Origin of the sequence: Holdemania sp. 1001095H_141210_F2 (assembly GCF_015558105.1) — a bacterium.
Taxonomy (GTDB): Bacteria; Bacillota_I; Bacilli_A; order Erysipelotrichales; family Erysipelotrichaceae; genus Holdemania.
Genome location: NZ_JADNPO010000025.1, coordinates 1 through 12250, shown reverse-complemented (window position 1 = coordinate 12250; position 12250 = coordinate 1). Strand labels below are relative to the sequence as shown.

Annotated in this window: 10 protein-coding genes; all 10 read right to left on the bottom strand. The window is 50.6% G+C overall.

Annotated features, from left to right (window positions below; genetic code table 11):
* Positions 1 to 152: 152 nt before the first annotated feature.
* The 10 genes from I2G61_RS12760 to I2G61_RS12715 all read right to left on the bottom strand — a co-directional run bounded on the left by I2G61_RS12760 (position 153) and on the right by I2G61_RS12715 (position 11839).
* Positions 153 to 1709, bottom strand: a complete 1557-nt coding sequence (locus I2G61_RS12760; RefSeq protein WP_072684851.1) for a putative ABC exporter domain-containing protein — start codon at positions 1707 to 1709, stop codon at positions 153 to 155.
* A complete protein-coding gene (locus I2G61_RS12755) occupies positions 1706 to 2404 on the bottom strand; it encodes an ABC transporter ATP-binding protein (protein WP_072684850.1) in 699 nt (232 codons plus the stop codon). Before I2G61_RS12755 ends, I2G61_RS12760 begins: the two co-directional genes overlap by 4 nt.
* A 206-nt stretch (positions 2405 to 2610) precedes the next feature.
* Entirely contained in the window at positions 2611 to 3348 is a 738-nt protein-coding gene (locus tag I2G61_RS12750; RefSeq protein WP_072684849.1) for a DUF2812 domain-containing protein, read from the bottom strand.
* Between the two features lie 3 nt (positions 3349 to 3351).
* On the bottom strand, positions 3352 to 3681 hold the full coding sequence (locus I2G61_RS12745; protein ID WP_072684848.1) for a PadR family transcriptional regulator: 330 nt from the start codon (positions 3679 to 3681) through the stop codon (positions 3352 to 3354).
* 313 nt (positions 3682 to 3994) lie between these two features.
* Positions 3995 to 5875, bottom strand: coding sequence for an FAD-dependent oxidoreductase (locus I2G61_RS12740; protein ID WP_072684847.1), 1881 nt, complete (start codon positions 5873 to 5875; stop codon positions 3995 to 3997).
* Between the two features lie 267 nt (positions 5876 to 6142).
* Positions 6143 to 6823: a DUF1361 domain-containing protein gene (locus tag I2G61_RS12735; RefSeq protein WP_072684846.1), complete on the bottom strand. Its 681-nt coding sequence runs from the start codon at positions 6821 to 6823 to the stop codon at positions 6143 to 6145.
* A gap of 163 nt (positions 6824 to 6986) precedes the next feature.
* Positions 6987 to 7565: a hypothetical protein gene (locus I2G61_RS12730; RefSeq protein WP_072684845.1), complete on the bottom strand. Its 579-nt coding sequence runs from the start codon at positions 7563 to 7565 to the stop codon at positions 6987 to 6989.
* Positions 7566 to 7618: 53 nt separating this feature from the next.
* Positions 7619 to 9160: an ATP-binding cassette domain-containing protein gene (locus I2G61_RS12725; RefSeq protein ID WP_072684844.1), complete on the bottom strand. Its 1542-nt coding sequence runs from the start codon at positions 9158 to 9160 to the stop codon at positions 7619 to 7621.
* Between the two features lie 131 nt (positions 9161 to 9291).
* Positions 9292 to 10224, bottom strand: coding sequence for a 1-phosphofructokinase family hexose kinase (locus tag I2G61_RS12720; protein WP_072684843.1), 933 nt, complete (start codon positions 10222 to 10224; stop codon positions 9292 to 9294).
* Positions 10225 to 10912: 688 nt separating this feature from the next.
* Complete coding sequence (locus I2G61_RS12715) at positions 10913 to 11839, bottom strand: alpha/beta hydrolase (protein WP_072684842.1); 927 nt, start codon at positions 11837 to 11839, stop codon at positions 10913 to 10915.
* Positions 11840 to 12250 lie beyond the last annotated feature (411 nt).

The window sequence follows — 12250 nt, the reverse complement described above, 5'->3', positions numbered from 1 at the left end:
GGCCGGACGATCCGTTTATTCTTTTTGGCAATTCTGTTCAAAATAAAACAACGTCTGGAAGAATTCCCGTGAATCCTTTTCCGCAGACGTTGTTTTTTTGATTCTTCACTCAGTCATCAGGCTGGACTTCCTCCCCCTGCCGCCAAGCTTGCTTAATCCGCCATCAGGTTGTTGCCGGACAACAACGGCGTCGCCAGCGCCAGACAGGCCAGTCCGATCACACCGTTGACAATCAGCCCCGCCAGCTGAATCATAAACGCCGGCACTCCCGGAATCATCACCAGCGTTACGACCGTGATGCCGTAAGGAATCGCCAGAATCAGACAGAAAACCATCTTGATCATCTGTTCCATAAGCGGCGTCGAGCGGCTTTTCATCAAGCGCAGACAAACCAGCGAGGCACTGAGAAACAGCCACCCAAAACCGGTCATCATCAACGCCGCCGGCACGAGTTCCGCCCAGCTGCTGCCCAGCACAAACGGACAGAGAACCAACGAAGCGAACACCACCGCCACAATGTGCAGCATCGAGGGTACCATCAGGGCCGCCAGCTTTTTCATCGGCCGGTCCGGGATCAGATATAAATAGAACACCCGCAAATCCTGGGCGATCCGGTCGGTCGTCGCACTGGTGAACAGGACGATCAGAACGAAGAACTGATAAAAACCGAATCCTTGTCCATTCATCCAGACAATCCCCAGATAAATCACGATCAGCAGCACTTCCTGCAGCGATAGCAACCGCCGCGTCTTGCGCAGGATCAGAAGATTCTTGGAAACCAGCGCCGCCGCTCCGCTGCCAAAGCGCGCCTGCTTCACTGAAACAACCTTTTCGTGGGTTTGGCTCTGGGCGCGCCGTGCGCGGGCATTCTGCCGCAGCTCGCTGATCCATTCCGCATCCATGATCGCCTGTTCGTAGAAATCACCCTTAACGTTCAGAATCAGCGCGGTAATCCCGGCGCAGACAAGCAGCGTCGCCGCAAACCCGATCAGACAGGCCGTCATATCCTGGCTCACCAGACCGATTAACGCCATTTTGCACCAGCCGAACACCGGTACCCAGTTAAACAACGGATCGGCTACAAACCGGGTGATCGTACTCTGAATTCCGCCGTCAACACCGACGTTGCGGATGGCGATCAGACCGATAAACCCCAGCAGCACCGCCAGAAATCCATATTTTATCCACTTCGCCTGCGGCTTCACCAATTCCAGAAAATAAAACCAGGTAAATAAGGCAAACGCAAAGTAAAACATCAACAGGCTGCTCAGGATTAACGAAAGCACTAGCGGAACGGTCAGAATCACAGTGGAGCTCATCATCATTAAGATATACGCCACGGCGATCAGCGCATAGATCAGACTGCCTTCGACCGTTTCAATCAATAAGTAAGCCAGCGTCTGTTTTCGCGTAAACGGGCCTGCGAAAATAAACTGAGCATCATCGCGCGTCACGATCGCAGAGCGTTTCTGCAAGATCATAACCGTCATTAAAAACAGCACATAACCGCAAAACAACATCATCCACCCCTGCACCGACTGGACGTTCATCATCGCCGACATCATTTCCCGGTTTGACACTGCCGAATAAATGGAAAAACCGAAGAAAGCCAGGACGAACAGCGTTACGATCGCTGAAACAGGCTTGGAAAACAGCCGGCGGAGCTGCGCTTTGAGCTTGACAAAAAACAGATAGCTGAGCGCGTTCATCCCTGTTCTCCCTGCGTGCAGGCAAAGAAGATTTCCTTCAGCGACTGATCGCCCAGATCCTCGCGCCGGACTTCCCGCACAATTTTTCCATGATGCAGAATATACGCGTCATCCCACAGCGACTCGAACATGTCGATGATATGCGTGGAAATCAGAATGCTTTTGCCTGCGCCGCGCAGCTCTTTCAGCAGCTGCAGCACCGTTTCGATCGCCGCCGGATCGAGTCCGATCATCGGTTCGTCGATCAGGATCGAATCCGGATCCGCCAATAACGCCAACACCATTGACAGCTTCTGCGACATCCCTTTGGATAATTCGCGGGCCGTTTTTTTCGCCTTGTCCGCCAGCTCCAGCCGTTCCAGCAGCGCCTGTGCCCGAGCTTCTCCCGCTTCGGCCTGATAAGCCCGGCTGATAAACTGGATATGTTCCCGAATCGTCAGCTGCTCGTACAGCACCGGCGTTTCCGGAATGTAGCCGAAGCGCCGTTTCGCATCAATCGACGAATTCGGAAAACCGTCGATCAGAATTTTACCGTCAAATTTAAGCAGACCTGCGATACTTTTAATCGTCGTGGATTTACCTGCCCCATTGGGGCCCAGAAGAATCGTAATCCGGCCGTTGTGCGCCGTCAGCGACAGATCGTCAACCGCTTTAAACGAACCGTACTTTTTTGTTACGTGATAGACTTCAATCATTGAAATCGCCCTCCCATTTTTATGTTTCTTATTTTATCATATTTTTCTTATTTTATTTATTACAAATCCCTGACATTTTCTATTGCCATCCTCCTTACCTCTAACTTACGCCCGGACGCCAGGGACGGGTCAAGGGGTTTCGCTTTCTTTTCCAGTCCATGATTGAATTATCGCTTTACTTTTAAAATCAAAGACGCTTTTCCAGATCAGCCGAGATTCTTTTTTTGTTTCCAGCAGATCAGTTTCAGCCCCAGTCCGGCGCCGGCCTGCAGCATCATCAGAATCCACAGTCCAGCTGGCATCGGCTTGCGCGCACAGGCGATCATCACCAGATACAGCGCCGATAAAAGCAGAAGCAAATGTGCGAAAGCCGTCCGGGTAATAATCTGTTTCCGCAGCCGGTCGTCAAGCTTCTCCTGCAGCGACGCCTGACGTTTCAGCAGCTGTATCCGAACCCGATAGCCTGAAGCGCACAACATCGTCATCATAAAACCGATCAGTCCGATTACAAAGATCAGCGCGATCCCATTCCCTCGAAGTCCGGAGAACAAAAGTCCGATCAGCAAGCCGCCCAGAATCAGACTGATCCTGCTCATCTGCCGGGCGATCGGCGCATAGGATTCCAATTTTGTCGCCGCATCCGTATGAATCGGCGCCCGCTTTTCGTCCGTCCAGAACAAGACAATCGAATCCTGGCGAAACGCCGGATGCCAGCCGGAAGCTTCCATCCATGCCAGATATTCCTGCCGTTCAGCCGGATCAGAAGGCAGGTAATCAAATTCATACTGTCTGAACTGCGGTTCACCCTGAACCAACACCCAGCATAAACCACCCCAGGCTGCCTTCTCAAACAGCCAGCCTTCCTGCGCCAGCTTCTGCAGCCGCAGCTTTTCCTGCTCTTCCTCAAATACAAGCCCCTGAGCTAATATGATTTTCTTCTTCATCAGTTACATTCCTTTCTCCTGCATTCTTTTCCGGGCCGCCGCAACAATCGTTTCCCGCCGGGTCAATTCATGACGCAATAAGGTCTTTCCTTTATCGGTCAGCACATAGGACTTCTTTCCTTCCTTTGCGGCTGTCTGCGCGATCAGCTCGTTGACGCACATCTTTTTAAGCAGCGTATACAACGTGCCGGGCCCGATCATTCCCGGAACCCCTGTCATCTGTTCAATATACTTCATAATCGCATAGCCATGCAGCGGTTCGATCAGCGCTAATAAGATGTAAAACGCCGCGTCGGTCAGCTGTTCTGTTTCAAAGGTATCTTGTTTTGGCATTCCTATTCCTCACAGTCTATTCACGATATATCCATTTAAGATATATCTATTATAGATATAATATCATTCCCTGTCAATATCATCGCGGAATGATTATTTCCTCAGACGCTGCTCTTCAGGAAACTAAAAATTTCAAACCTGACTTCATTTGCATTTCCTGTCTGCCTTAACTTATTGCCTCAAAAGCACAAAAAAAACCTGCCCGCGCAGGTTTTTCTGCCAGAATAAAATTCAGACCATTTTTCTATCTGAAGCAACGCCAGGATTCTGCCAAAAAGGCCGGATCGGAAAGGAAAGCCGGGATATCCGCGGCTTAGTCCTGACTGCCCGCAATCCAGCCCTCCAATGTCGCAGTCTTGATGTTTCCCGGACGTTTCACGTCGCCGATTTTCCAGGTATGACACGTAATTCCATAAAAGCGGTCAGCTTCCTCGCTTAACGGTTGAATGCCCGTGCAGACGATCAGCACCCCGGCTGGAATCGTCAGGCGCACGCCGGCTTTTTCCACAACAACATGATCCGGATTTACCTGCAAGCAGCGGGTTTCCCGATGGATCGTCAGATTGTCACAACGGCTTATATGCTCGTCCAGCGCTAAACCGACAAGCTGATTTTCCCCGCGGTGAAGCTGACTTCCCTGTTCGATCAGGGCAACCGGGCATCCAGCCTCCGCAAACTTCAGCGCCAGCTCGCAGCCGATCGCCCCGCCGCCTAAAATCACTACGGATTTTCCTTCAGGAAGCGGACTTGTATACGCCTGTGCAGGCGTCAGCCCCCGCTCAATCCCGGGAATCGGCGGAATTACCGGCTCCCCGCCCAGTGCCAGAATTAAATGATCGGGGTTCAGGGCTTGGACGCTTTCCGGGGTCGCCTTCGTATTCAGCCTGACGTTTACCTCTGACTTCCCGACTTGTTCTATCAGATAATCCCGGTAGCGCCGCAGATCCATTTTATATTTTGCCTGATCCAGAACAGTCAGCGCGCCGCCCAGACAGGACTTCTGTTCCAGCAGCGTGACCTGATGTCCCCGCTGCGCCGCCGTCAGCGCCGCCTTCATCCCGGCCGGACCGCCGCCGATCACGACGACATGCCTGCGTCTTTTAACCGACGGCTGTTCCATGGACATCCAGCTGCCGTTCATATAGGCGGGATTCACGGAACAGCCATGATCGCGCCGGTCGGTCGTCCAATGCATGCAGCTGCCGCAGCGCAGGCAGGGCACGATATCCGCTTCCCGCCCCACTTCCGCTTTGTGAATCCAGTCTTCGTCCGCCAGCAATGACCGTCCCAGAACCACAAGATCGGCGTCCTGTTCCTCAATCACCGCGGCAGCTTCCTGCGGCGTCATGATCGCCCCGACTACCGCAACCGGGATCGCAAGTGTCTGCTTAATTGCGCGGGCCAGCTGGCGGTTGACGCCATGCGGCTCCAGCGCAGACGTCGCCATGTGGATGTTGCCTTGTTTGTCCATATCCTGTCCGGCTGACACATTGACCATATCCAGATACGGCTCGGCCTGCTTCAGAAAGGTCAGCACCTCATCCAGTCCGATTCCCCCCTCGATCCATTCCTTCGCGCTGATCCGAAGATCCACCGGATAATCCGGGCCGACTGCTTCGCGCACTGCCTTGATTATCGCCAGCGGAAACGTCATCCGATTTTCAAGACATCCGCCATAGCTGTCCGTCCGATGATTCAGCGCCGGTGAAAGAAACTGTGCCGGCAGCCAGCCATGCGCAAAATGAAGCATGACCATATCGAAGCCCAATTCTTTAGCGTCGCGGCAGGTTTGCGCGAATGCGGCCGCCGTCTGATCCATCTCTGCCGGCGTCATGGCCTTCACCCGATTGCCATAGGCGTTAATTCCATCTGTCGATCCCCACAGCACATCTTCTGGATGCGCTCCGCGTCCAACGCCGCCCATATGCATGACCTCCAGCGACACCGCTGATCCCCCCTGCCGCATAAAGTTCAGCCATTGGCGCGTTTTCTGAATCTGGGCTTTGGAAAACAGATACTCCGAATCAAACCAGGCGTTGGGCAGATTTACTCCACCGCAGCCCGCAATCAGAATCGCTGCTCCGCAGCGGACGCGTTTGTCATTGAGCGCCTCGTTCATCGGCGCGGAAATGATCCGGTTGGCAATCATCAGGGAATTGATTTTTAACGGCTGAAACAAACTCGCAAACTTCATGAAACTCACTCCTTTTTATTGATACAAGCATGAAGCGTGCCATTCACGCCTGTTTCTAAAAATAAATTCATTTTTATTCAGAATTCCTGCGGTTCATCCAAGTCTCCATGCGTTTTTTCTGCTCTTTTTTCCCCGGAAAATCAAATATTGAAGCGGTCCGGCCGTTAATTCCTGTTCCCTGCTTTCGCGTAGTTTCCCACCGGTTCACAGTGTCGAACACTTTTCGACACTCCTCTGAAAAGCGTATAAAAAAACCTGATCTTTTGATCAGGCATGCGGTTCCGAGCGCATCAGTTTATCAAAGATCAGATAGGCCGCAAAATAGAACGCCGCCAACATAAAGGAAAACAGCACGGTAAATTTATCAATGTTCTGCAGCAATGTCGCTAACAAGACCTTCGGCTGCAGCACATCCCAGGTATTCAGCCGCAGAAACCGGCCGATGTAGACGCCATAACCACATAACAGACTGATCACGCTCATCCAGCAGAAGTTAAACACTTTATTTTTGCGCCATTTGACGCTCTGATGGATCAACGATGTGGAAAACAGACCGTCGACTAACGCCATCAAAATTCCGCCGACAATATAAATCAAGCGAACCCAGCCCGTTAAACTTTGCAGATAAACGCCGTTGCCGCCAATCAGCTGCGAGCCTTGAAGATGGATCAGATCCGTGACCATGTAACAGGCGTTGGGCAGAAACAACAGCCAGCCTAATGCCAGCGTCAGAGAAAACGGCCCCCAGTGTCTGCGCCAGCTGGTCAGCAGATAAGCCGGCACCGCCAGCGCTATCGGCATGAACGCCAGCCCCAGATTCCAGAACAACCATCGTAAATGAAGCTGAATCCCGGCTTTCCGCAAGCCCAGGCCCGCCAGAATATAAAGCAGATGAAGGGCCAGGATCAATCCCAAAAGCATCATATTGCGTTTTTGTCTGCGTTTCATTGTGATCACACTCCTGACATCGACCGTATTATACCCAATTTTTATGCGCTTTTCTTTAAGTTTTTCTTACGTCTTCCTGAATGTTGTTTTCACAAGCGCTTACTTTCGCTCAACCTCAGGCGTAAAGAAAAAACGAATAAAAAAGAAAAGGATCGCGAAGATCCTATTTCAGTTTTTCAAACATTTTTTTATAGATGCCCTTCAGCTCTTTTTTCTGGCTGTCGGTCATGTTGCCCTGGCTCGGGCTGAACGAATCGACGGTGCTCAGATGATCGCCCACAATCTTTCCGTTTTTCACGACAAAGACCTGCGGTACATACAATGCCGGCTCACCATCATCGTCCGTTTTCAGAAAATCCTTCACCAGATCAATAAATTCGTTGTAGCTTTCCTCCGTGTTGCCGTCGTCCGTGCCCATATCGACGTAATAAATCGTCAGGCCCAGTTCTTTGGCAACCTCGTTCATTACCGGGACCGCCTGCGTACACCAGGCGCAGCTTGTATACCCATAATACAGGATACCGCTTCCGCCTTCTTTATAAATACGGTTGGCTTCCTTGAGCGTTACCCGCTTGAACTGATGCTCGGCCACATTGAAGCCCTGATATCCGCTCATATCGACGTCCACCATCTTCAAATCGTCTAAATAATGCACCGGCGTATTATCCTTCTGACTGCAGGCACCAAGCGCCAACAGGCAGCAGCCTAACAGAACTAAACCTTTCAGGATCTGTTTTTTCATATTCTGCCTCCTTGCCATAACAGTATTAGTATAAATCAAAATCGCCCGTTTGGCTAGAATTCAATCGTTGAATCTTCTTCCAGCCCCTGCGGCGTCAATCGCAGAATCCGCTCCGTCACCTCGGCTAAAAAGCGGCGGTCATGACTGACGGCGAGGATGCAGCCGGGAAACGACGCCAGCTGTGCGCGGATCTGGCCGGCGGATAACGGCGAACAATTCCGCGTCGGCTCGTCCAGAAGCAGCACGTCGTTGTGATCGACAACCAGCTTCACCAACAGGATCTTGGCTTTCTGGCCGCTGGAGAAAGTCCCCATCGGCTGCCGCATCTCCTCCGGCGTAAATTTCAGGGAACCTAAATGATTCTGAATCCGCGTGCGGAATGCCTGATCCTGACCTTCGCTTAAAAAGTCAACCGGATTTCTATCCATCGGCAGCTGTTCCTCGTAATTCTGCGGCATGTAGCCGACACGCAAATCTCTCCGATCCTTCAGCTGTTTCCAGATCAGCCGCAGCAGCGTCGTTTTCCCACAGCCGTTGGGTCCGATAATTGCGACCTTCTGCGGCCCGACAATCTGAAGGTTGATATCCTTCGCGCAAAGATGCATCCCTGCCCAGAGCTGCGGCTGATGGAAATCCAGAATCTGTTTGCGGGAATTGGCAATCCTGACTTCCGGATCAAAAAACAATTCAATCTGTTCCTCACCTTCAAACTTATGCGTCAGCGGTTTGTCTTCCAGCCGTTCTCCTAACGCCTTAACCGACCGCATCTTGCGCTTGAGCATCTTGGCGGCATGCGGCTGTTGCCGGGAGACGGAATTCAGCGCATGATCGACGCTTTGGTATAGCCGCCGGTAACGCTCCATCTGCGCCGCATATTCCTGATGTTCCTTGACGGACAGCTGATTCTGCCGGTTTGCCAGGGCTTCGCGCTGCCGCACGTAATCAGCATAGCCCAGATGCACAAACGTATGCCGGGCCTGGGTCTTGCGGACGATCTGTTCCAGATGCAGAATGCCGTTGGCGCAATGTTCCAATAGCGTTTCATCATGGGAAACAAACAGAATGCCGGCCGGGCTGTCCAAAATAAAGCGTTCTAAAATTGCCAGCGTTTCCAGATCGAGATCGTTGGTCGGCTCGTCCATTAAAATCAGATCTGGTTCGTTTAACATCAGTTTGACCAGCTGCAGCTTGACCTTTTCCCCACCGCTCAGCTGACCCATTTTTCTTTCCAGCAAATCAGCGCTGGCCCCGACGTCTTCCAGCCGCACGTACAGCTCGCCGATCTTCTCATAATCGGGAATTTCCGAAGGGGCTTCGCTCATACAAAAATCCAGGCCTGACGTTTCATGCCACCGTGCGTCCAGCGCCTGAGGAAGATAGCCGATCACCGCCCCGCGGCGGTCAATCGTCCCTTCCATCACGGTATATTCTGAAATCAAGTCTGGATTGTAAATTGCTTTAAACAACGTGCTTTTGCCATTCCCCTCTTCACCGATCACCGCCAGTTTATCGCCTGCGACGCAAGTAAAGCTTAAATGATCGATCAGAATTCTATCTTTGAGGGTCTTAATTGTAAGTTGATTTACAGTTAACATCCGCACCACCTCCTTAGGAAGCGGTAAACGGTAAAAAAAGAGAACGACAAAAAACAAGATTTCAGAAATTCAATTTTCTTCGTCTTATTTTCTGTACATCCTCTCACCTCGCATCATCTTGGTCTATGATATCAAGCCTCTTCGTTTTCGTCAATCTTTGTGACGATAATTTCGTCATAGAGGCTTTCAATTTTTTCACGCGTCGCCATGCCTTTGGAAAAGGCGGTCGCGATGCCGCAGCAGTTCGCATATTTAAAGGTTGTAATAATATCGCGGGAACGCAGGTAATTCATCACGAAGCCGGCGATCATACTGTCGGCCGCGCCGACGGAATTGACAACCTCAGCGTCAATCGAATTGGCATGGTATACACCGTCCTGATTGATCAGCAGCGAGCCGTCCTTCCCCATCATCAAGATGACGTTCTCCGCGCCCAGCTTTGCGCACTGCCGTCCGGCATGGATCAGCTGTTTCTGATCGGCAATCACCTCGTCAAACATCGTTTCCAGATCCTCGATATTCGGCCGGACCAGAAACGGCTTGTATTTCAACAACCGCAGAAGCAGCTCATGATTGACGTCAAGGACAAACTTCACGTCGTTTTCAATGCACAGCTGAATCATTTTTTCCGTCAGATCAACCAGATTATCCGGACAGTTGCCCGACAGCACAAAAATATCGCTGCGGTTAAGCCGTTCCACCCGTCTTAACATCATCCGCATATCTTCTTCGGTAATGCTCGGACCTTTGGCGTTCAGCTCCGTTTCCAACAGATCGCCTTTGACTTTCACGTTAATCCGGGTATGGCCTTCAATGAAGGTGAACACCGGTTCGATATACTCATATTTCTGAAGCAGGCTGATGAAGAAATCCTTAGTAAAGCCGCCGACAAAGCCCAGCGCCCGGGACGGAATCATCAGATTATTTAAAACGATAGAAACATTGATGCCCTTGCCTCCGGCCTCGTAGTATTCCAGCGAACTGCGGTTGGTTTTCCCCAGCTCGACTTTATCGAATTCCATATAGTAGTCCAGCGACGGATTCAACGTACATGTATAAATCATAAAAAAGCCCCTTTCTCATGAATTTATTTTAGCACATTCTGAATCAGGAAACGGCAGAATTCTGACTGAATTTTCCCATAAATCTCGAATCTTCCCGTTTTCCGATATTCTGATAAGCAATTCGAAAGAAAAGAGCTCTGTCAGGGAATACAGAACTCTTTGTCCCGCAAGGTCCGCCGCAGGGATTCGGCAGACTGCGTGAGAACAGCCGCTCAGGGATTAGCGCCTGTCCTCAATTATTTTTTAAATTTAAGAAGAGGAAAAATGTTTAAAGCGTTTATAAACTTTTGCGATCCTCCTTTCTGTATTTCAGTATAGAAAACCGATGTGGTGATAAAATGGAGTTTGTGTGAAGAAATGATGAATTTGATCATTTTCAGCTTTACGCCCGTCTGGTTATTTGGTTCCTATTCTAAAGCCCGTTGTTATAATAGAAAAAATCCTGTTCAGGGGAGGGAACAGGATTCTTCGGAAGGCGGGAGGGGAAGCCCGCCTCCGCATATTATTTTTATGAATAAGAGGGGAAAATATTTATTTTGTAAAGGGAATTTTATCTTTATGCTTTTTTCTGATGAAGTTTAACTTGGATGCCTCCTTCCTTGTATGCTTGTATTATAGGGCAAGATTATGGGATAAGAATCAAAAGCAGGTGAAGGTTCCGTGAACTTCCTGAAGAATTTCTTAAGGCTTATCCTCTATTCAGCCACAGCTGGATTTTATCCAGGCAGCGATCCAGTATCACATCGTTCCAGATTCCGGCGCCGCCGTGATCGGCATTCTTCACTTTGATAAAGTCAGCCTCGTGTCCCTCCTTCAATAAGGCTTCCATCAATTCCACACTCTGCGCCATGGGTACATTGCGGTCTTTATCGCCGTGGACAATCAGAAACGGCGGCAGCGGAGCCTTGCCGATATAGGTTGTGACGGAGGCCTGACGGGCCTTCTGCGGATGGTCTTTAACCGCAATCCCGCCCAGCAGCTTTCCGGCAATGGAATCCGCGCCGGCATGTTCCCTGGCTGACAGTTGATCCGCCATGCTGAGCAGATTGACCGGACCGTAGAAGTCGATCACGCCTTTCATTGCGGGCAGAAACGCTTCGCCGTTTTCCAGGGGAAACGCCCCGGCAGCCTCGCTGACTGCCGTCAGGGCCGCTAAATGTCCGCCCGAGGAACCGCCCCATAAAATCAGCTGATCGGGATCGCCGTGAAGGCCTGGCGCCTGCGCGCGGACATATTGAATCGCTCGTTTGACATCCATCAGCTGCGCGGGGAAAGGCTCGCATTCGCTGCCGCGATATTCGATCATCGCCACGATAAAGCCGTGGACGGCAATCTTTCCCAGACTGCAAATGTTGGATTCCACATTCTGCCAACGCCAACCTGAACCCTGGATAAACAGAAGAATGGGAAAGCGCTGCCCTTCTATCATTTCCTCAGCGACAAATGACGGCTGTAAGAACCGGATGTGGAGTCCCCGATCTTTTGCCCTGGCATATTCCTGAAGCGGCAAAGCGTGGACGCTTCGTTGATGAAGATCAATTTCAATCTCTGTCATGTGCGGCGTGGTGAGTTCAGAGGCAGGAAATTCTTCATAAGTATAAAATTTTGCTTCCATAATTCTATATCCGGCGGATCCTGATGCCATTAACGAAGGAATCCGTCGCTCTCCTTTTCTTCATTATACCGCCGTCTTCCTTGCAGGAAAAGAAAACCCGCCAGGGGAAGGCGGGCTTTCTCCGGCAACCAAGGAGGGGAGCCTTGATCACCTGATTATTATTAAGGTTGAGAGGGGAAAAACATCTTGTCCTGAAGGGATTTTCTGTTGGTCTTATCCTTTGGACAATTTTATTATAAGAAAAAATTATGGGAAAAGTATGGCATTGACATGTGAACTTCATCAAATTTTCCATATTCGAATTTCCCGGATAGAATCTGAGTTCTCTGATAATTGTTCATCTACAATACTGGTTCTATAAATTTTGGTGTTGGTGGAAACCAACGCCTTTTTTTCTTGAGCATAAAAAAA

What these genes read in the sequence shown, in the direction of transcription:
- I2G61_RS12760 (WP_072684851.1), bottom strand. Translation starts at nt 1,709, where the DNA reads ATGAACGCGCTCAGCTATCTGTTTTTTGTCAAGCTCAAAGCGCAGCTC.
- I2G61_RS12755 (WP_072684850.1), bottom strand. Translation starts at nt 2,404, where the DNA reads ATGATTGAAGTCTATCACGTAACAAAAAAGTACGGTTCGTTTAAAGCG.
- I2G61_RS12750 (WP_072684849.1), bottom strand. Translation starts at nt 3,348, where the DNA reads ATGAAGAAGAAAATCATATTAGCTCAGGGGCTTGTATTTGAGGAAGAG.
- I2G61_RS12745 (WP_072684848.1), bottom strand. Translation starts at nt 3,681, where the DNA reads ATGCCAAAACAAGATACCTTTGAAACAGAACAGCTGACCGACGCGGCG.
- I2G61_RS12740 (WP_072684847.1), bottom strand. Translation starts at nt 5,875, where the DNA reads ATGAAGTTTGCGAGTTTGTTTCAGCCGTTAAAAATCAATTCCCTGATG.
- I2G61_RS12735 (WP_072684846.1), bottom strand. Translation starts at nt 6,823, where the DNA reads ATGAAACGCAGACAAAAACGCAATATGATGCTTTTGGGATTGATCCTG.
- I2G61_RS12730 (WP_072684845.1), bottom strand. Translation starts at nt 7,565, where the DNA reads ATGAAAAAACAGATCCTGAAAGGTTTAGTTCTGTTAGGCTGCTGCCTG.
- I2G61_RS12725 (WP_072684844.1), bottom strand. Translation starts at nt 9,160, where the DNA reads ATGTTAACTGTAAATCAACTTACAATTAAGACCCTCAAAGATAGAATT.
- I2G61_RS12720 (WP_072684843.1), bottom strand. Translation starts at nt 10,224, where the DNA reads ATGATTTATACATGTACGTTGAATCCGTCGCTGGACTACTATATGGAA.
- I2G61_RS12715 (WP_072684842.1), bottom strand. Translation starts at nt 11,839, where the DNA reads ATGGAAGCAAAATTTTATACTTATGAAGAATTTCCTGCCTCTGAACTC.